The organism is Mycobacterium riyadhense, assembly GCF_963853645.1.
GTDB classification, from domain to species: Bacteria; Actinomycetota; Actinomycetes; order Mycobacteriales; family Mycobacteriaceae; genus Mycobacterium; species Mycobacterium riyadhense.
Genome location: NZ_OY970457.1, coordinates 225,200 through 244,839, shown reverse-complemented (window position 1 = coordinate 244,839; position 19,640 = coordinate 225,200). Strand labels below are relative to the sequence as shown.

Annotated in this window: 13 protein-coding genes and 4 pseudogenes; 8 read left to right on the top strand and 9 right to left on the bottom strand. The window is 62.6% G+C overall.

The annotated features are described in order from the left end of the window. The first annotated feature begins 193 nt into the window (after window positions 1-193). Both AADZ78_RS28010 and AADZ78_RS28005 read left to right on the top strand, forming a co-directional pair. Entirely contained in the window at window positions 194-3,082 is a 2,889-nt protein-coding gene (locus AADZ78_RS28010; RefSeq protein ID WP_085253216.1) for a helicase-related protein, read from the top strand. A 9-nt stretch (window positions 3,083-3,091) separates the two neighbouring features. Beyond that, window positions 3,092-4,591, top strand: a pseudogene (locus AADZ78_RS28005) (class I SAM-dependent DNA methyltransferase); the annotation flags it as partial. 508 nt (window positions 4,592-5,099) lie between these two features. Here the strand turns inward: AADZ78_RS28005 and AADZ78_RS28000 are convergent. The 4 genes and pseudogenes from AADZ78_RS28000 to AADZ78_RS27985 form a co-directional block, all read right to left on the bottom strand. Next, a complete protein-coding gene (locus AADZ78_RS28000; RefSeq protein ID WP_204080106.1) occupies window positions 5,100-6,398 on the bottom strand; it encodes an integrase catalytic domain-containing protein in 1,299 nt (432 codons plus the stop codon). Between the two features lie 307 nt (window positions 6,399-6,705). Next, window positions 6,706-7,692 (bottom strand): annotated as a pseudogene (locus AADZ78_RS27995) (IS110 family transposase); the annotation flags it as partial. A 20-nt stretch (window positions 7,693-7,712) separates the two neighbouring features. Next, on the bottom strand, window positions 7,713-9,350 hold the full coding sequence (locus AADZ78_RS27990) for an IS1634 family transposase (protein WP_085248516.1): 1,638 nt from the start codon (window positions 9,348-9,350) through the stop codon (window positions 7,713-7,715). A gap of 106 nt (window positions 9,351-9,456) precedes the next feature. After that, window positions 9,457-10,304 (bottom strand): annotated as a pseudogene (locus AADZ78_RS27985) (IS110 family transposase); the annotation flags it as partial. A 246-nt stretch (window positions 10,305-10,550) separates the two neighbouring features. Here AADZ78_RS27985 and AADZ78_RS27980 point away from each other — a divergent pair. Further along, window positions 10,551-10,944 (top strand): annotated as a pseudogene (locus tag AADZ78_RS27980) (transposase); the annotation flags it as partial. Between the two features lie 1,393 nt (window positions 10,945-12,337). After that, window positions 12,338-13,636: an integrase catalytic domain-containing protein gene (locus tag AADZ78_RS27975; RefSeq protein WP_204080106.1), complete on the top strand. Its 1,299-nt coding sequence runs from the start codon at window positions 12,338-12,340 to the stop codon at window positions 13,634-13,636. Window positions 13,637-14,217: 581 nt separating this feature from the next. Here AADZ78_RS27975 and AADZ78_RS27970 read toward each other — a convergent pair. The 3 genes from AADZ78_RS27970 to AADZ78_RS27960 form a co-directional block, all read right to left on the bottom strand. Then, on the bottom strand, window positions 14,218-15,405 hold the full coding sequence (locus tag AADZ78_RS27970) for a recombinase XerD (RefSeq protein ID WP_204080035.1): 1,188 nt from the start codon (window positions 15,403-15,405) through the stop codon (window positions 14,218-14,220). Between the two features lie 301 nt (window positions 15,406-15,706). Continuing rightward, entirely contained in the window at window positions 15,707-16,042 is a 336-nt protein-coding gene (locus tag AADZ78_RS27965) for a helix-turn-helix domain-containing protein (RefSeq protein ID WP_085251496.1), read from the bottom strand. Next, window positions 16,042-17,160 carry a tyrosine-type recombinase/integrase gene (locus tag AADZ78_RS27960; protein ID WP_139828828.1) on the bottom strand — a complete coding sequence of 373 codons (1,119 nt, stop codon included), beginning with the start codon at window positions 17,158-17,160 and terminating at the stop codon, window positions 16,042-16,044. Before AADZ78_RS27960 ends, AADZ78_RS27965 begins: the two co-directional genes overlap by 1 nt. A gap of 616 nt (window positions 17,161-17,776) precedes the next feature. Between AADZ78_RS27960 and AADZ78_RS27955 the strand changes: the two genes are divergently transcribed. Together AADZ78_RS27955 and AADZ78_RS27950 are read left to right on the top strand one after the other, a co-directional pair. Next, the gene (locus AADZ78_RS27955) at window positions 17,777-18,124 is read left to right on the top strand and encodes a PadR family transcriptional regulator (RefSeq protein ID WP_085251494.1); all 348 of its coding nucleotides are present in this window, start codon (window positions 17,777-17,779) and stop codon (window positions 18,122-18,124) included. Further along, on the top strand, window positions 18,121-18,315 hold the full coding sequence (locus tag AADZ78_RS27950) for a hypothetical protein (RefSeq protein WP_139828827.1): 195 nt from the start codon (window positions 18,121-18,123) through the stop codon (window positions 18,313-18,315). The genes AADZ78_RS27955 and AADZ78_RS27950 overlap by 4 nt, the downstream gene beginning before the upstream one ends. Window positions 18,316-18,475: 160 nt before the next feature. On the opposite strand, the gene AADZ78_RS27945 is transcribed toward AADZ78_RS27950, so the two are convergent. Then, window positions 18,476-18,634, bottom strand: a complete 159-nt coding sequence (locus tag AADZ78_RS27945) for a hypothetical protein (protein ID WP_372510556.1) — start codon at window positions 18,632-18,634, stop codon at window positions 18,476-18,478. A gap of 97 nt (window positions 18,635-18,731) precedes the next feature. Here AADZ78_RS27945 and AADZ78_RS27940 point away from each other — a divergent pair, with 97 nt between their 5' ends. Both AADZ78_RS27940 and AADZ78_RS27935 read left to right on the top strand, forming a co-directional pair. Beyond that, window positions 18,732-18,926 (top strand): hypothetical protein, encoded by a 195-nt coding sequence (locus tag AADZ78_RS27940; protein ID WP_085251493.1) that lies wholly within the window; start codon window positions 18,732-18,734, stop codon window positions 18,924-18,926. Next, complete coding sequence (locus tag AADZ78_RS27935; RefSeq protein WP_085251492.1) at window positions 18,917-19,330, top strand: PIN domain nuclease; 414 nt, start codon at window positions 18,917-18,919, stop codon at window positions 19,328-19,330. The genes AADZ78_RS27940 and AADZ78_RS27935 overlap by 10 nt, the downstream gene beginning before the upstream one ends. A 54-nt stretch (window positions 19,331-19,384) precedes the next feature. Here AADZ78_RS27935 and AADZ78_RS27930 read toward each other — a convergent pair whose 3' ends face one another. Further along, window positions 19,385-19,600: a heavy-metal-associated domain-containing protein gene (locus AADZ78_RS27930; protein WP_085251497.1), complete on the bottom strand. Its 216-nt coding sequence runs from the start codon at window positions 19,598-19,600 to the stop codon at window positions 19,385-19,387. Window positions 19,601-19,640 lie beyond the last annotated feature (40 nt).

Genomic DNA, 19,640 nt, shown 5'->3' with positions numbered 1-19,640 from the left:
AGCGTGCGGCAGTCCTCGGCTCCGCAGTTCTCGGAAAGTCTGGGAGGGCCATAGCGACAATTGCGGCGCAACGATTAGCAAAGCGGTGGTAGGCACGCGAATCGAGTGGGACAGCGTACCCATTCGCCCCCACTGTGTCGGGGCCGACCGTTAACATGGCCGTCCAAAGCAAACACTAGGAAGGCTTGATCGCGTGACCACGGCAGTCGCAAAGTCGCGACCTGCGTCAGGCGCGGCAGTATTCACCGCTGCGCCGGGTTCGGTCGTGCTCGTGCGCGACGCCGAGTGGCTTGTCAGCGCAGTCGAGCAGGCCACGGACGGCTACTTCGTCCACGTCATCGGCTTGTCCGAGTTGGTGCGCGATAGCGAGGCGACGTTCTCCACCGCCATCGACGAGGTCGTCACGGTCGACCCTGCTCATGTCCGTGTGGTGCCCGACACCTCCCCGAGTTTTCGCCGGTCCCGCCTCTGGCTGGAGGCCACGCTGCGCAAGACACCGATCGCCGCGTCGGATCCAGACCTGTCGGTGGCCAGCGGCGGGTTAAGCGACCCGCTCGACTACCAGTTCAAGGCCGTCCGCAAAGCTCTGGACCCCGGCAAACTGCGGCCACGGATCCTGCTGGCCGACGCGGTCGGGCTGGGCAAGAGCATCGAGATCGGGATGATCCTGGCGGAGTTGGTGCGCCGGGGTCGAGGTGATCGCATCCTGATCGTCACCCCCAAACATGTGCTCGAGCAAATGCAGATGGAGTTGTGGACGCGCTTCGCGTTGCCGTTTGTGCGGCTGGATTCCACCGGCATACAACGGATCCGGCAGATCCTGCCAGGCAACCGCAACCCGTTCACCTACTACAAGCGGGTGATCATCTCGATCGACACGCTGAAGAGCGATCGCTACATCTCGCATTTGCGCAAGCAATGGTGGGATGCGGTCGTCGTCGATGAGTCGCATAACGTCACTAACACCGCCTCCCTGAACAACCGATTGGCGCGGTTGCTGGCCGAACGCACCGACGCGTTGATCCTCGCGTCGGCCACTCCGCACAACGGTGAGGCAGAGTCGTTCGCCGAACTGGTCCGCTTGCTCGACCCCAGCGCGGTCGATCCGGCCGGTGAGTTGGATCTCGACCAGGTAGCCAAGCTGGTGATCCGCCGCCACCGCCACCACCCTGACGTGGCCGCCGAGGTGGGCTCGGACTGGGCCGACCGGCAGCCTCCTCGCAACATGATCGTCTCGGCCTCGCCCGCCGAGGATGAGATCGCCCGTGAACTCGAAGACGTGTGGCTGTGGCCGGCGTCAGGCGCATCGCCGTACTCGGGGAGCAACGCGGGCCTGTTCCCGTGGGTGTTGGCCAAGGCGTTCCTGTCGTCGCCGGCCGCGCTGGCCGAATCCATCAAGGAGCGGATGCGCCGCCTCGACGACGACGAGGCCAAGGCCGCATCGGAACGCGACGCCCTTCAACGGCTTGCCGAGTTGACCGACAAGGCTCTCACCGCCGGCTCGGCCAAGTACGATGCGCTGCTGAAGTATCTGCGCGAGATCGGGGTGGCGCGCACCAGCGACCGCTGCGTGGTGGTATTTGCCGAGCGGGTCGCCACGTTGAACTGGTTGGCCAAGGCGATCGTTCGCGACATGAGACTCGCTGACGATCAGGTCGCGATCCTGCACGGCGGCCTCAGCGACACCGACCAGCAGGACATCGTGGAGTCGTTCAAGCTCGAGTCGTCACCGATCCGCGTGCTGGTCACCGGGGACGTCGCCTCCGAAGGTGTAAACCTGCATACCCACTGCCACCACCTCGTGCACTACGACATTCCGTGGAGCCTGATCCGAATCGAGCAGCGTAATGGGCGCATCGACCGCTACGGGCAGCGGCACCGCCCGGAGATCACCGCGTTGCTGCTCACCCCGTCGACTGAGCGATTCAGCGGCGACGTCCGGGTGCTCACCCGCCTGGTGGAACGTGAGCACGAGGCCCACACCGCGCTGGGGGACGCCGCCTCCCTGATCGGTACCTACGATGTCAAGGCCGAGGAGGAAGCCATCCGCCGGGTGCTGGAAGGCAGCGCCGAACTCGACACCGTCGTGCGCAGGGTGGACGAGGTCACCCAGGGTGGCGGGCTGGACGCTTTCTTCGCGGGCTTGTCCACCGGGTCCCTCGGGAAGCCCGCCGAGGATCCGGTCGAAGAATCCGATCCGGACAGCCGTGCCGTCTACGACTCCGAGTTCGATTTCCTCGCTGACGCGATCGAGCAGTTCGTTACGACACCGCGCCTCGACCCACCCAATGGCGTTAAATGGCAAGTGCACGAACTGCATTCGATCGCCTCGATGGTGCCGGCGGCGGACCTGCGCCAACGCCTTCAGGTGTTGCCTCAGTCGTATCTGCGTGAGCGCAAGGTCGTCGAGACCTTCAAACTCGCGCTGACACCCGCGCGGGGCCGCGAGGAACTCGTGCAGGCCCGCTCGGGGACGTCGCAGTCGACGTGGCCGGAGGCGCACTTCCTGGCGCCGCTGCATCCGGTGATCGAGTGGGCCGCCGACCGCGCGCTCGCCGAGCTGAGCCGCGACGAGATCTTCGCGGTTCGCGGCGGCGTAGCATTTCCGACGGTGCTGGTGCTGGTGACCCAGTCGAACCTGCGCGGCCAGATGGTGGCGGCGTCCTACTACACCGTCGAGTTCCCCGACCCGACACAACCATCGGTCGGACTGGCCACACCGTACGCCAGCTCCCACGGCGCCATTGGCCAGCTGCAGCTGGGCACTGTGAACGCCGGCGACCTCGCCGACGTCAGTGATCTGCAAAAGCTGGTGGCCACGGCGGTGTCGGTCACCGATGCCGCAGCCGACCAGCACGCCGAGGCGATTCGCGCCGAAACCGCCCAACGCATCCGGGATTGGTTGGAGCGCACTCAGCGGTGGAAGCAGCAGGCGCACAGCATGACTCAGCGCAGCAGCCTTCGGCAGCGCAGCCGTCGCATCGACGACGAGCAGGCGCTCGCCCAAGACATGAACCCCGACCGCAGGCTGGTCCGGCCGCTGCTCGTTGTAGTTCCGCCGGATTCCAGCGGCCAGGACTAGGAACGCGACATGGCTACTACAGACGCACTCATCCTCGGCGAGGAATTCCTCAGCGAGCACTACTTCACCACCGAAGGTCGGTCACCGTCGTTTTACGCCAAGGTAATTGACCGTCGCAAGCTCTGGGACAGCGAGCGTGAGGCAAGCCGGCGGACACCGCGGTCGCGCTACACCGAGCAGCGTGGCGCGCTGGCCCGCGTGTTCATCGGGTTGGCGGAGAACGCCGACGCCGAAGTGCTCGACGCGCTGTACACCCAACTGCGCGAGATCCTCGGCTTCGACAATGAGATCCGTTGGGAAACCGAGCGAGTCGGCGGAATAGGCAATGAGCCGGGGCCCGCCATCGCGATTAGCACCCGAGGTCTTACCGGCCCCGCACCGCTGGTGATCATCGACGCGCGCGGCGGATTGGCACTGGAACAGCTCCTCACGAAGGACGAGAAGACGTTGCTGCGCAGCTTCCATACCGAAGACGAGGAGATCGTCTCGGCGGCGCGGCTGCTGTCGCATCTGTTTGTCGCCGACGACGGACCGCAGTTCGCGCTCGTGCTGGCCGGCGATCTGGCGTTGATCACCGAGCGGGAACGCTGGCCCGAGGGCCGCTATCTGGCGGTCAACCTGCAATTGGTCGGTGAACGCAACGATGACAAGCGCGGCGGCGAAATCGACCGGGCACTAACGTGTCTGGCCGGCGATTCCCTGGCTCCCGACGCCGAGGGCAACATCTGGTGGTCGACAGTGATCGACGAGTCGATCAAGCACACCGTCGGAGTATCCAAAGACCTGCGCGACGGCGTGCGGCTATCCATCGAGATCATCGCCAACGAGGTGGTGGCCCGCCGTGCCGATCAAAGTCGGCCGCCGCTGCCGGCCGATCGGGCGCAGCCGCTGGCCCGGCAGGCGCTGCGTTTCTTGTATCGCATCCTGTTCCTGCTCTATGCCGAAGCATCACCCGAACTCGCGCTGCTGCCCGTTGGTGACCCGAACTATGAACGCGGCTACAGCCTGGACCGCCTGCGGGAACTGACCCTCACCGAACTCGTCACCCCCCGCGGACGCAGCGGCACCCATCTCTACGAGTCCCTGCGGGTGCTGTTCGAGCTGGTGGACCGCGGACACGACGGTAGCGGCGACGACCCCGCGGCCGCCGAAGGATTGACCTTCCGCTCACTACGCGCTGATCTGTTCAAGCCAGAAGCGATCGCGCTTATCGACGAGGTGAAGCTCGGCGACGCCGCGCTGCAGCAGGTGCTGCGACATCTGCTGTTGAGCAAGGAGGCCAAAGGCCGCGACCGCGGCTTCATCTCCTACGCGCAGCTGGGCATCAACCAGCTCGGCGCGGTCTACGAGGGCCTGATGAGCTACACCGGGTTCTTCGCCACCGAACACCTCTACGAAGTGGCCAAGAACGGCGACGCATCAAAGGGGTCATGGGTGGTGCCGGCCACCCGCATCGAAGGTATATCCGAGAGCGACTTCGTGCGCGTCGTCGACGAGGACACCAGAGAGCGATCAGACGACGTTGCCTTCGCTTCTCAGCGTCGCCCGCGCCGAGCGGTGGCTCAAGGTCGACATAGCGGCCACCTACCGGTGACCGACCTTGTGCGGCTTCGGATTACGATGCGCGGCGTTGAACCCTAGGGGAGTTGGCGCAACGCGCTTCCTTCGCTGGCCGCAAGTCGCAATCCCTCGCCGGGGGAGAGGGCGGCCCGGCCTGACTGGCATACGCCAAGTCGCGGTTACTACGCGTCAGTTCATCTAATGAATATCGACAGCTGTCGCCTGCGTATAGCGGTTAGTCGAATAGTGTTGCACTACTGCATCATACTCGACGCTGATCGACGCTGATCGACGCTGATCGACGCTGATCGACGCTGGCGACGCGAATTACGACGACGAGAACCGGGTAATTCAGCTGACGAATCATGTGTTATGCCGCTCGGTCCAGACGCGCGTCGCGCCTCAAATTGCTTGGAACCATTGTAATGCCTCAGATCAAGATGCCCGCGAAAATTAGTCAATGCCTCACATAAGAATGCCCGCGAAACCGAGGGGCGGTTCGGCTGGCCTTGATCCGGACGCCTTTGCGGATGTCGGGCAGGGCGGTGCGGATGCTGGCCAGGTAGAGCTGCTCGGTTTTCTGCTTGGCTAGCAGGACAAGCCGGTTCTGCAGGTCGGCGATCTCACGGCCGATCTCCGCGGGGTTGAGGCTGTCACGGTAGGCGATCAACTCGGCCCGCTGAGCCGGGGAGAGCACCTGGGCGGCCAGCAGCCGGTCCAGCGGCGTTTGCGGGGCGTCGTAGCAGCGTCGGCGGCGCCCGTCGGCAGTGCTGGTGTATCCGATGGGTTTGATGGTCGGAGTCAGGTAGTTGAGCCGGTCATTGACCAGGCGCCATAGGCGGTTGAGCACAGCGCGTTCTTCGGGCGTGTCGTAGCGGTAGTAGAACGCGTACTTGCGGACCAGGTGGTTGTTCTTCGACTCGATAGTGGCCTGGTCGTTCTTCTTGTACGGGCGCGAGCGGGTGAAGTAGATCCCTTTGTCTCCGGCCCAGTTAATCACTGGTTTGTTGAGAAACTCGGTGCCGTTGTCAAAGTCCAAACCTGTTACCGCGTAAGGAATCTCGATGACAGCTTTACGCAGCGCGGCCAGCACATGGGTGTGGGCATTGTTGCGCATCGTGCGGGTGAACACCCACCCGGTGTGCACATCGGTCAGATTCAAGGTGCGGGCGAACTCCCCTTTGAGGGTCGGCCCACAATGGGCGACGGTATCACCCTCGAAGAACCCCGGCTCCGTGTCCACCTCATCCCCAGCTCTGCGGACCTTGATCGAATTCCGCAGCAGCGGTGAGGGTTTCGTTGTCGACACACCCGATATCTGATCCTTGGCCTTCGCGGTCTTCAGATAACGATCGATGCTGGCCGCACTCATCGCCAGCAGTTCCTGGCGCACTTTGGGACTGTAGCGGTCACGCCCGAACACCAACTCGCCGTGCCGTTGCAACCCGTCGAGCTGCAACGCCATCGAGGCGGCCAGGTACTTCCCGCACTGCCCACCCGAAGCGGCCCACACCCTCTGCAGCACCTTCAACGCGTCATAGGAGTACTTCGGGGTCCGCGGCTTACGGGGCCGTGCAGCGACCCCGCGGCCCGTCCCGGCCCGCCGTTTCGCCGCTCCTGTAAGCCGCCGGCGGGCGTTATCGCGTGACCAGTCCGTCACCGACATCACTTGATCCAAAATCAGCCCCTTGTCCTTTTTCGACGCCTTCACATACGCCTTGGCGTACTTCGTGGTGATCTCGCCCCGAGACGCCATCGACAACCCACTTCCCATGCCTGACGAGGGTCACCATTTCGCGGGCATTCTTATCTGAGGCACCGAGGGTGTTTCGCGGGCAGTTTTCGTGAGTCAAGCCGACCATTAGCGATATTTGATTGGGGTGATATCATCGGTAATGAATCGGAGCGTTGTTAATTGTGTTGCTACACACCATGTTTCGGAATCCAGCGGCTTTCACTGGATATCGGTGGTATCAAGATGTGTCGAATTCCTCGACACCGAGGCGGCCGGACCTGGACTGTCTCTGCCAACGGTGATAAAAGACATCCCTGGAAGTTGATTGTCAAGCAGCGGCGGTGTGTCGATGGGCCCATGCCGTGTTTCGGTCGTATCGGGTTCGGGCGTTGAGGCAGCCGTGGAGGACACCGACGAGCCGGTTGGCGACCTGGCGGAGAGCGGCGTTGTGCTTGGTGCCGCGGGCGCGGAGCTGATCGTAATAGCTGCGGACTTCGGGGTCGTGCAGAATCGCGCAGGAGGCCTGTCCCTGGAGGGCGTCGACGAGCCGATCATTGTGAATGTAGCGGGCCGCGACGATCCGCGTCTTCCCGGATTGTCGGGTGATCGGACTGGTCCCCGCATAGTTCTTGCGATCCTTGGAGCTGCGGTAACGGCCTGGGGCGTCCCCGAATTCTGCAAGCACCCGGGCACCGAGGATCGGGCCGAGGCCGGGTTGGCTGAGGATGATTTCAGCGTCCGGGTGCTGGCCAAAATGGGCCTTCACCTCCGTCTCGAGGTGCGTGATTTCCTCGAAGAGCACCGTCAATACCGCCACCGATGAACGCACGGACGCGGCATACGCCCGGGTCACCACCGGGGGTTGCCCGAGGTGTTCCCTACGCAGGATCTGCTGAATCTGCGCGGCTTTAGCGTCCTTGTTCCGGTACCCCTTGAGCATCGGAAGGATCTGCCGCGCAGTGAGTTTCGCCGCCAACTCCGGGGTAGGAGCCTTACCCAGCAGCACCAGCAAGGGGCGGCTGGTCAACGACAGGTCGACCGTGTCGCAGACCGCCAGGATCGCGGGGAAGTACTCTCGCAGCGCGGCCCGCAGCCGCAGCATGTGCCGGGTCCGCTCCCAAATCATCGTCTGATGCGCGCGGACCACGACCTTGACCGCCTCGGCGATCTCGGAGTCACCGCCGGCCTCACGCAGCTGATGGCGGCGCGTGCGGACCATGTCTGCGAGCCCATGCGCATCGCCCTTGTCGCTCTTGGCGCCCGAGCTCGACAGGATCTCCCGATGCCGATGCGCCTGCTTCGGGTCCACGCCGAACCTGAGTTTGGACATTTGGCTTAGTACCCGGGTTTGAAGCCGAGGTCGGTGAGGATTTTGCGCTCGGCCTCGGGGATCGCTGGTGGGAAGGTCTGAGTGGCGCCGTTGATGGTGATGGTGGCGCTGCGTAGCGGGCGTAGTTGTTTGACGACTTTGGCGATGGATACCCCGGTGCGCGATTGGATGACGTGAGAGACGGCAAGGGCGGCAAAGACGAGGGTCAGGTGAGCTTCGATGGCATCGCGCATCCGGTTGAACATGGGCCGCGCTTCGAGGTCGCTCTTTGACATCCGAAAGGACTTCTCCACGTGCCACAGCTCGTGGTACTTCGCGATGACTTCGGTGGCTGGCATCACTGTGACCGGCACATTTGTCACATACCCTTTCAGACCTACGAGGGATTGAGCCCGGGCGAGGCTGGCCTCGTCGATGGTGCGGTCATCGCCGCGGACCGTCACAAATCGGGCGGCCTTGGCCTGCCTCGTGCCGTCGACGATGGCCCGGGCGCGGGCTTCCTGGGCGGCCAGGGTTTTCTGGTCGCGGCGGGCTCGCTTGGCCGAATACGCCCAGACTGCCCGCCAGGCGCCCGGATGAGCTTCGGGGTCCCAGACTGGTTCAGCGCGCTTGTTGCAGTCGTTGACAGTGTTGTTGCCGTGCCGTGGTGTGACGGTGTCGATGATCTGCCCGTCGGTGAAAACATCGCCGTTCCAATGGAAATAGGACTCCAGATCTCCAGGGGCTTTGGTCATCCGGGACCCGACGATGAACGACAACTCCAAATCGTCGAGGGCCTTGAGGTTTGTCGCAGAGAGCATCCCGGCGTCAGCAGCCACCACCATCGGAATGCCGGCCAGGCGGTGGCGTTCGACGAAGCTGCCGATGATCGGAACGATGGTGGTCGTCTCAGCGGTGTTGCCCTCGAAACAGCCGATCTCCAAAGGCATCCCCATGCGGTCCACCAGCAGTCCGACGACAATTTGCGGGTCGACGCGGCGGTCCTTGCTATATCCGACCCGTCGCAGCTCATCTTCGTGCTCGGCCTGAAAATGAAGCGTGGTCGTGTCATAGAGCAACAGCGACAGGCCACCGCAATCACGGGAGTGCTCAAAGCATTTCGCGGCGACCACATCCCGAGCGGGACCGGCATGGATGCTGCGGACGTGGCGGTCGATCGTCTTATATGACACCAGCGCTGCCCCGAGATCGGCCAGCACCCGCAACGCGTCGATCTTGCTGGTCGGCTCCACGATCCGGGCGATCACCAGATCCCGGAACACCACATCGCCGACTGCGTCGAAACCCAGCCAGTCATACACATGGGCGAGCACGTCATAAAGCAGCCGCGAGTTCGTGCCCAGCGTGCGACCTGGCGGCACCACGGGTGCGGGGGCTGTGGGCTTGGGCTGTTCTGCGATCAGCGACTGCGCCCGGAAGTCGGCCACATCGGCCACCGATTGGGCGCGGGCGGAGACTTCGAAATCCAGGGCGGCCTGGCCATCGAGGACCATCTGCTGGGCCGCATCGAGCAGAATGCCCAGCTCAGCATCGGTATGCGCTGAACCCAGATGCGCCAGGATCACTACCCGGCCAAGGTCCTTGTGCGCCACCTGCACCGCCACCGCACCCGAGGCAGTGCGCACCTTCCGCACGTACGCCACCGCACGAACCTACCCGGTTAGTACCCCGAAACACCCACCCTCGCGGCCAAAATGCCAGGTCAGGGAACTACGCAGCGTCAAAATCATCGGAGGTGTCCAAACTCAGGAGGCCGGGTTGGCTGAGGATGATTTCAGCGTCCGGGTGCTGGCCAAAATGGGCCTTCACCTCCGTCTCGAGGTGCGTGATTTCCTCGAAGAGCACCGTCAATACCGCCACCGATGAACGCACGGACGCGGCATACGCCCGGGTCACCACCGGGGGTTGCCCGAGGTGTTCCCTACGCAGGATCTGCTGAATCTGCGCGGCTTTAGCGTCCTTGTTCCGGTACCCCTTGAGCATCGGAAGGATCTGCCGCGCAGTGAGTTTCGCCGCCAACTCCGGGGTAGGAGCCTTACCCAGCAGCACCAGCAAGGGGCGGCTGGTCAACGACAGGTCGACCGTGTCGCAGACCGCCAGGATCGCGGGGAAGTACTCTCGCAGCGCGGCCCGCAGCCGCAGCATGTGCCGGGTCCGCTCCCAAATCATCGTCTGATGCGCGCGGACCACGACCTTCACCGCCTCGGCGATCTCGGAGTCACCGCCGGCCTCACGCAGCTGATGGCGGCGCGTGCGGACCATGTCTGCGAGCCCATGCGCATCGCCCTTGTCGCTCTTGGCGCCCGAGCTCGACAGGATCTCCCGATGCCGATGCGCCTGCTTCGGGTCCACGCCGAACACCCGGTAGCCCGCGGCGATCAATGCGTTCACCCACGGTCCGCGGTCAGTCTCGATGCATACCAACACATCTGCAGCTTGTTCATCCTCGGAGAGGAACCGGCCGACGAGCTCACCGAACTCGGTGATGCCAGCCATCCCCTCGGGCAGTCGGGCCCGCCGCAGCACCCGGCCCTGCTCGTCCTGGACCTCCACATCGTGGTGTGATCTTCTGCCCAGTCATCTCCGATGAACAACATCCCCAGCACCTCCTAGCCTCGACAATCGGTGTCTGTCGTACCCGGCACCCGAGCCGAGGAGGAGTACCCGCGGACTAATGGACCAGTGCTCACACCCCCCAAACGAGCAGGGCCGGCACGACATCCCAACAGCGATCGACCTCCTGGCACACCACCGGGGGCACGGTCTTTTAAAAGGGCTCCGAACACACCCAGTCAGGAGGAGTGCTCACCCGGCAGCGGCTACCAGCGACCAAGTCTGCCGCACGCTTTGCGCCTAGCTGGCCTTGGTACTTCCCATTAGTCAGGATGAAGATCGCCCTGACCGATCGCCAGGGACTGACCGCCTATCTGCGGTTTCCCGCCGGAACTTCATCACCGTATCCGGCACTCAAACTTCAGCGAACGCACCTTCGGCGAAACCCGTCGCCGCGCAATGGTTATCGGCCGCTTCCCGGGTGAAACCAGTTGTATCGGCATCGCCTGGGCCGTGCTCGACCGCGCATCGCGCGGCTGGCGCCGACTGACCATGGCCCCCGCCGGGCTGCGCCAGCTCCAAGACCTACGCTGCAACCTGCTACCCCCACCCCGACAACTACGACCCCACCAGACCCCGGACCCCGCAAACAGCACCACCGGAACCATCAGCGCCACGGCGTAACATCACCACCGAAGCCAGAACCTGCACCCCCCGATTTACACCGGATTCTGGACGCCACCAGGAGGATCGGGGAGGGGATTAAGTGTGTCCGCATCCCAGGTTATCCGCTGAGTGCTCGTGACCAATACGGCTTCCAAGGCACTGCTAGCTGCTATAGCTTCCATGCATTGCGCGCTGCCACCGACATATGTGGTCAACAAGTCGATGTCTGTGGCTACACACCATTGATGATCGGTTGCCCACCATAGATTCGCGGTACGACCCGGTATCCCGAATGGCTCAGTGGCATCGTCGATCGACCCATTTATCACGGCCATCGGACGAAGCGGAAGTTCAAATAGCTCAGCACTGTCTATTTCAATCCCGGCGTACCCTCTCCATAGCGCGTACATCACACTTTTGACGCCAGAGCATTGCTGTAATACGCGACTGAGCTCCTCAGCGGCCTCGGTGGGAAGCCGACCATGATTTGGCGGACGATCCCATAGCCCTGGTTGACTCCGGGCACTCCATGAGCCGACGATCGATCCCCATTCCATGGCTGGGTGTGCGACTCGACCATTAGCCTCTGCCACCGCGTGCCATGAGATGGTGGTACCACCATTATCGGCTGGCGTTTGTCCGCCACGATAGGCGGGATGAAACACCCGGGCATATGATTCAAAAACTGGGGGTATCAGGGAACCAACGTCATACTTAAATTCAGGGATGGCGTCTACTACCCACTGATAGGCGGCGTTCATGTCAACAGAAAATCTGACGGGTATTGCCCGTATTCGCGGCACCGGTAACCGGCGGAATATATCCTGGCGGAGCTATAATCACACCAATACCCGTGCCGTAATATTGGCCTGGGACGCAGATTGTACTCGAAAATGCCTCGCACTCAGTTGCATTGAAAGCCTCCCCTGGGAGACCAACTCCTATAGGGACTGGTGGAAGTGGCCAAGGGTTTACACGCCAAAGCTGCGCGGTTGTGGTAATTGACGGGACTGGGGATGACGTGGTTGTAACTACCTTGACATTTATTGTGCCGGGAACATGGCTTGAGTTGTGGGGATCGTCAACCCTGACAAAACCCGTTATAGGGGGGAGGTCTTGTTGTGCCCAGCTAGCCGCCGAGAAGGCGGAACGGTCTGCCTCGGCTCGGGGAGCGTGAATATCTGCCATTGCCGTTGGCGCGCTAGTAGAACCGAAAAGATCCATTAGTAGCACCACCACCAACCGGCGGTGAGTACGGGAACCGACATGCGTTCACGGTACAGGATCGATGCCCAGGAGGGTCAAGTCCTCGGCTTGACTCACGAAAACTGCCCGCGAAACACCCTCGGTGCCTCAGATAAGAATGCCCGCGAAATGGTGACCCTCGTCAGGCATGGGAAGTGGGTTGTCGATGGCGTCTCGGGGCGAGATCACCACGAAGTACGCCAAGGCGTATGTGAAGGCGTCGAAAAAGGACAAGGGGCTGATTTTGGATCAAGTGATGTCGGTGACGGACTGGTCACGCGATAACGCCCGCCGGCGGCTTACAGGAGCGGCGAAACGGCGGGCCGGGACGGGCCGCGGGGTCGCTGCACGGCCCCGTAAGCCGCGGACCCCGAAGTACTCCTATGACGCGTTGAAGGTGCTGCAGAGGGTGTGGGCCGCTTCGGGTGGGCAGTGCGGGAAGTACCTGGCCGCCTCGATGGCGTTGCAGCTCGACGGGTTGCAACGGCACGGCGAGTTGGTGTTCGGGCGTGACCGCTACAGTCCCAAAGTGCGCCAGGAACTGCTGGCGATGAGTGCGGCCAGCATCGATCGTTATCTGAAGACCGCGAAGGCCAAGGATCAGATATCGGGTGTGTCGACAACGAAACCCTCACCGCTGCTGCGGAATTCGATCAAGGTCCGCAGAGCTGGGGATGAGGTGGACACGGAGCCGGGGTTCTTCGAGGGTGATACCGTCGCCCATTGTGGGCCGACCCTCAAAGGGGAGTTCGCCCGCACCTTGAATCTGACCGATGTGCACACCGGGTGGGTGTTCACCCGCACGATGCGCAACAATGCCCACACCCATGTGCTGGCCGCGCTGCGTAAAGCTGTCATCGAGATTCCTTACGCGGTAACAGGTTTGGACTTTGACAACGGCACCGAGTTTCTCAACAAACCAGTGATTAACTGGGCCGGAGACAAAGGGATCTACTTCACCCGCTCGCGCCCGTACAAGAAGAACGACCAGGCCACTATCGAGTCGAAGAACAACCACCTGGTCCGCAAGTACGCGTTCTACTACCGCTACGACACGCCCGAAGAACGCGCTGTGCTCAACCGCCTATGGCGCCTGGTCAATGACCGGCTCAACTACCTGACTCCGACCATCAAACCCATCGGATACACCAGCACTGCCGACGGGCGCCGCCGACGCTGCTACGACGCCCCGCAAACGCCGCTGGACCGGCTGCTGGCCGCCCAGGTGCTCTCCCCGGCTCAGCGGGCCGAGTTGATCGCCTACCGTGACAGCCTCAACCCCGCGGAGATCGGCCGTGAGATCGCCGACCTGCAGAACCGGCTTGTCCTGCTAGCCAAGCAGAAAACCGAGCAGCTCTACCTGGCCAGCATCCGCACCGCCCTGCCCGACATCCGCAAAGGCGTCCGGATCAAGGCCAGCCGAACCGCCCCTCGGTTTCGCGGGCATTCTTATGTGAGGCATTGACTAATTTTCGCGGGCATCTTGATCTGAGGCATTACAGTCCTGTACATGGTGTGCACGGCATCGTAGGGCGATGTTCCACTCTTCGTAATTCACAGTGCATTGACGGCTCCTGCACGCCGGTGTGGCCACGAGTCGGCGGTGACCACTTCCGCCAGTTTCATTACCTCAGAACGCCACCGACCTACGGCTCACACTATGACGTTCGGCCGCTATTGACAGGTGCTCCTCTGGACGGTGAAACCATCATCCGCCGGCGGCTCCGGCCAGCGGCCGAAACCATCAATCCCCCGGTGGGGGAGCCGCGCACTGGTCGACGGCCCCTGTCATCGTCTTTGCCGTCGTCTTTCTTGTGCAGCGGCTCGGTAACTAGGTTTGCATGCGGTATGAGGGCGAGGTCGTTTCGAAGAAACGCCAAGACATATTCGGCTGTTATTAGGTACTCGTATCTGACACCGAAGGCTGCGATTCCGCCGCCGCACAATACGACCATTTTGTCCCCGTCTTTATCAACTATTTGGCCGCCAAATTATCTACCGGTCGCTAGTCACAGGTGACACCTATCCGTGCAGCAGACCCGGGGCTTAGTCGCGGAGCGCACGTGGTGTGTTGATCGCGGGATAGGTAGCCATTGGGACGGCGGCGCGGGCCGCGTGGATGTTCATGACCTGGGTTGAGTAGCCGAGGAGATCGGCGAGGGAAACGGGGTCGATCTCTTTGGTGAGATCGTGTAGAACCCCGTTTCGGGCGGCTTTGATGTCAATTTTGAGGCAGCTGCGTAGTGACTTCATGAGTACTTGTTCGGAAATATGTTGTCCTGCACGCGTTCCGGGGAATAGCCACCGTGAGCGGTGGTTCATGGTGCGGTGGTTGCCGCGATCGGCAAGGTGGCGGTGGAAGAGAGGGAGCAGGGCTTCTGGTACTGGTGCGGGCAGGTCCCCGACCTTGATCGTTGTCCGCGTCGGCGTTGTGTCGACATCGTCGAGCGTGAGTTCGGAAATCCTGCTGACTGGGGTGCCGTAGAGCAGCAGGATCAGTCCGGCGATCCTGATGGATAAGGCGGTGTGCTCGGCTTCTGCAACGGCTTTGATTAGCTCGAGGCGTTGCCTCGATGAGGTGAGCGGGGTGGTGCGGGCGAGGCGGTATCCGGTTTTAAACGGCGGCGCGATACCGGCGCGGGTGCGCCATTGGATGAAGTTTCGGATAGTGCTGCGGGTTGTTGTTCCCTCGGAGAGATAGGCGTCGAGGTGGGCCTGCTGCAGATCGTTGATGGTGGTGTGGTGCTCGTCGAGCAGCCAGCGCAGGAACTTGCCGGCTTCGGTGATTTCTTGTTTGGCGCCTCGGGTGGCGTTGTCCATATTGCGTGTGGGATCGGTGTTTTCACGTAGCCGGCGCAGATGGTGCCATCGTGCGAACTGTTCGATGGGGGTGTGGATGGCCGGTGTGGGTTGCAGAGTTTCCAGTCGACGCGCGAGCCAGGTTTCGAAGCGGGCCAAACGCGGGTCCCCGCGCTCGGGCATCATGTGGTGATGCACCAGCATTTCGCGTAAATGCTCCAGGCTGCGTGAGGCCGGCAGCGCGTCGAAGGCGTCGTGGCTGAGGTGCAGTTCTCGGGTGCCGATCTTGGTCAACAGTGCAGCGGTGACGGGGTGACGCATCCAGGTAATGATGCTTTCGGGGCGGGGGACCGCGGCCAGCTCGGCGATGAGCCGTTTGAGGCGCATATCCGGTGGTGCATGGGGTTTGAGGATCTGCTCAAGATCGTGGGTCACCACGCAGCGTGCGCACTTGCCCCCGCGTAGGCGTTCGGCTTCGCCTCCGCAGCTGTCGCAGTCCAGGTTCGTAGTGATGCCGGCGCAGTCGCGGCAGATGTCTTGTCCGGTAGGAGAACGTCCCGGAAGCAGCCGCTGGGCGCCGCAGAAGGCACACGGCCCGTAAGTGCGGGCTGCCGCAGTGAAGCAGGGCCCGCAGATCGGCCCCTCGGGCCACGTCGCCCGAAACTTGGGGACCAGGCTGTGGCATCGGCCGCATTCGCGAGTCCCGGCGCTGCGGGGACGACCGCGTCTCCGTGGTTCAGTCATCAGTGACGATCCGCGCTTTGACCGGACGATAGGCATTAAGCAGGGGAACGTCGGCAGCCGCGTTAGCCACCTTGCTGCGCGATTGACGAGCGTCGGTGGCGGTGTAGGTGATCAGATCACCCGCCTCGATACCGAAGATGTCACACAGCGCGACAAGGACTTTGAACGCGATCCGTTCGGGCTCTTGCCCAACGATGCGATAGATCTGCGACTCCGACAGCGTGATGCCCCGCTCACGCAGGGGACCAACCAGGTCACGGCTGTTCTTCATCCCGGCTCGGGCCATGAACTCCCGTATCCGCCAGTGGTATTGGATCTCGCGTCTCATCACGACTCCTTGGGTGTCGGCCCGCCCAGGCGGGCATTACTGCGAGCCAGCGTCGCACTCAGGACACGTTCGAGCTCACGGGCTCGGTAGTCCGGTGCAGCCAGGGTGTAGATGGAGGTGGTCGAGGCATGCTCGTGGCCCAATTGCAGCTGGACGAAACTGACGTCGTAGCCGTATTCGACTTGCAGGTTGGTCGCATAGGCCCGGCGGAACGAATGCAGATCCAACCCGGCCGGGAACCCCAGTTCGTCGACGAAGCTGCGCATGCGTTGCCACAGGTTGCGTTCGGGAACCAGCCCACCCTTCTCGGTGGGGAACAGGTCGTTGATGGGCCGGCCGTAGCGGGGAAGTCCGCGCTCGGCCCAATCTGCGAGCGCTTCAGCCGCCCAGTCGAACACGGTCAACACAGTGCGCTGCTTGGCCGGCGACCCACGCATGGCCTTGCCGTAGCGCACCCGCACCAGGCCCCACTCACCGAAGAACGGAGCCCGGGCATTACGTGAGAAATCCACGAGTTGTAGGTGCCGGGCCTCGTTGCGGCGCAATCCCCATCCGTAGAGAGTTTTGAAGGCGACCGCGTCTCGCCAGGCCGCCAGCGCGCCTTTGCGTCCGGCATAAAGGATCCGCTCGGGCTCCAGGTCAGCCAGGTCGAAGAACTGCTGCAGCTCGGTGGGAGTGAACGGCCGTTTCAGCGGGCGCGCGTCATCAGCCTGAACATGCCGGGCCTTGTTGAACTCGGTGATGACCTGAGAAAACACCGTCCCAAACAGTCGCCCGCAGTGCTCATTCCAGTCGTACGCCGGATCGGTGGCGTAATCGAGGAACAGTTTCACATCCGTCTGGTAGGCACGCACCGTCGAATGGGCGAGGTTACGAACACCGCGCAGGTGGCCGAAGAAATCATCGGCATCGGTCGCCGTCCACTGCCACGGATAGGAGCCCACGAAGTCGCCCATCCGCAACACCGAGGTCGCCCGCCGGCGCGCTGTGCCAGGCGAGAAGTTCTGCGCCAGTTGCGCTCGTCGCCAACCCGTCAAAACATCACTCAAGAACGCATCGGGATCCGGGCCTGCCGCACCAGCCGGCAGGTAAACCAACTGACCCATCGTCGCGTCCACCCAACCTCCTCACCGACTGCAAATTCTGCATTCAGAATGCGAATCCTGCAATCCGAAACGCTGAACACCAAGGTCAACGCCACCCGGACACGACCGACAAACCCGTCCGGCGGCGCAGTGCCGTCAAGGGGGGACCGCAACCGGTCTCAAGCGAATCACCCTGCGAGTCAATGCAACTCACCTGAGACTGGGGAAGTACCACAAGCAGACGTATTCGCATTACATGCGAATAACCAACTTACAACTTGACATAAGATAAAATATCGGCGAAAGATGTTGTGCGCCAACGTATTACGATTAAGTGATCTCTTAAACTATTGCCACAGTTGGCGATCCATAACATAGATGCGTTCTGCGTTGGGCGTAAGCTGCCACGTTGGGGGTCATTAGTGAAGACGTCGCCCCCGTCTCGGCACCGGGCCTGGAAGAAACGCAGAACTCAACTTGCCGGGCCGCCCCAGCCTGTAGCTCAGGCCATTATCGTCACTGTGACGAAACCCTCCTCGATCAACCCCACCATCTTGGCCCCCTTTTGGTCCCAGCCCTACCGTCGGCAGCTAACACCACCCAGTGTGGTGTCACCTTTCCAGCACACTGAAATGTCAAGGACGTTCACATGCAGGTCGGCGGGCTGGTGAAACTCGCCAACACCAGCAGCAAAACCGGGTATCCCACCCCACCCCGGGTGGGGCCCCTGCTCGAGGAAGGCCGAGTTGACTTCGGCAACCTCTACCGTCTCTTACGTTCGCTCGAGGCCGAAGGCCTCGTCAGCTCATCGTGGAACGACGACCTGCCGGGGCCGCTCAAACGGACATACGAGCTCACCAGCGAGGGCGCTGCCCTGCTGGGTGCCTGGGCTGCGTCGCTGCGGGCCGCAGCGCAGCGGATCGACGCAGTGCTGCAGCGTTACGACGCTATCGCCACGCGGATCGAGGAGATCCAGGAAGGAGAGCAACAACCATGAGAACAATCCAGCGAGACGGCCCGCGCCGCAGGGGCGGCTGTGGCTGCGGATCACACGGGTCCGTGGAGGACACGGCGGAGGCCAGGCGCCGCGCACTCGAAGAGCACCAGCGCGACCTCGAGCAGGAGCTGGCCGACGTCGCCGAGCAGCTTCGCGATCTGTCCACCGACCAGCCCGCAGCAAGCGAGTGACGCTCGGTTGCTGCACGACAATGCGTACAACGTCTTGGATGACAACACCGGCGAGGTGTCACCAACCGCGCGAGAAGGTTGACCGCTGACACGACTCCACCGCCGAGGTCGCCGGCTGACGGCTTGTTTCGCGCTTGGCGAACCCACCGATGCCCGGTGGCTATGGCGGTCCGCCGGGTCCCATCACGCCGTGCATCATCGCGGGTATGCCGTCGCGCACGAACCCGGTGACCTCACGAGCGTGGGCGCGGATGGCATCAGTCAGCGCGGGATCGTCGGAGGTTTCCTCGGCGATGACGCCTGTGGGCGTGAGCGTCAACTGGCGGCGTTAGTCACCGGCGTTGCGGCATAGTCGCCTCCGACCAGACGTTACCCAATGCGTATATATCGCGATGCCTCTTGTATATACTGGGTTTATGGGTAAGCATCTGATCGACATTGATGAGCAGGCATTGGAGATGGCCCGCGCAGAACTGGGGACTTCCACGATCAAAGAGACGGTGAACGCGGCTCTGCGCAACGCAACGTCGCACCGACTACAGCATGTGGCCGCCGCGCTGGACGCACTGGCCGCCGCACCATCTGACGATCGCGCTGAGGCATGGCGCTGACGTTTCTCATCGACACCAGTGTGATCAAACGACTTGGCCAGCCCAACGTGCGGCAAGCGTTGGAACCCCTCGCGGCTTCGGGTGAACTCGCGCGGGCCCGTATCACCGATCTCGAGGTCGGCTATTCAGCACGGAATGCGGCCGAGTGGGACCGCTTAATAGCGGCGTTGGACGCATTCAAACCTGTCGAATCGACCGAATCGCATCATCGTCGTGCGCTTCAGGTGCAACGACTCCTCGCTCAGAAAAGCCAGCGCGGCCGCAAGATCCCCGACCTACTCATCGCCGCCGCCGGCGAAGAACACGGACTGACCGTTTTGCACTACGACTCAGACTTCGACCTGATTTCCGCAGTGACCGGCCAACCTTGCCAGTGGGTGGTGCCTTCTGGGACCGCCGATTAGAGCGTCCTAAGGTACCGAGAAGATTGATTGGGGGTCGTGGTTTGCGTCATGGCGTCAGCCGTTCGCGGCGACCGCGTACCCCTGGCTCTCGATCGCGGCCACCAATGCGTCGTGATCGATCAGGGTCTCATCGAATTCCACACTCACTCGTTTGCCCGGTATGTCGACAACCGCCGCGCGTACACCATCGAGGGGGCCCAGCGCGCCCTCGATGGTGTTCTTGCAGGCCTCGCAGCAGATTTCGGGTACCGAAATAACCTCTGTGCGCACCGCGATCACCGCCCCTCACGGCCCCTTTTGATCCCAGCTC

Bases quoted from the DNA above. Each gene is read 5' to 3' on its own strand.
- AADZ78_RS27975 (WP_204080106.1), top strand. From the start codon at position 12,338: ATGGCGTCTCGGGGCGAGATCACCACGAAGTACGCCAAGGCGTATGTG.
- AADZ78_RS28000 (WP_204080106.1), bottom strand. From the start codon at position 6,398: ATGGCGTCTCGGGGCGAGATCACCACGAAGTACGCCAAGGCGTATGTG.
- AADZ78_RS27950 (WP_139828827.1), top strand. From the start codon at position 18,121: ATGAGAACAATCCAGCGAGACGGCCCGCGCCGCAGGGGCGGCTGTGGC.
- AADZ78_RS27955 (WP_085251494.1), top strand. From the start codon at position 17,777: ATGCAGGTCGGCGGGCTGGTGAAACTCGCCAACACCAGCAGCAAAACC.
- AADZ78_RS27935 (WP_085251492.1), top strand. From the start codon at position 18,917: ATGGCGCTGACGTTTCTCATCGACACCAGTGTGATCAAACGACTTGGC.
- AADZ78_RS27940 (WP_085251493.1), top strand. From the start codon at position 18,732: ATGGGTAAGCATCTGATCGACATTGATGAGCAGGCATTGGAGATGGCC.
- AADZ78_RS27965 (WP_085251496.1), bottom strand. From the start codon at position 16,042: ATGAGACGCGAGATCCAATACCACTGGCGGATACGGGAGTTCATGGCC.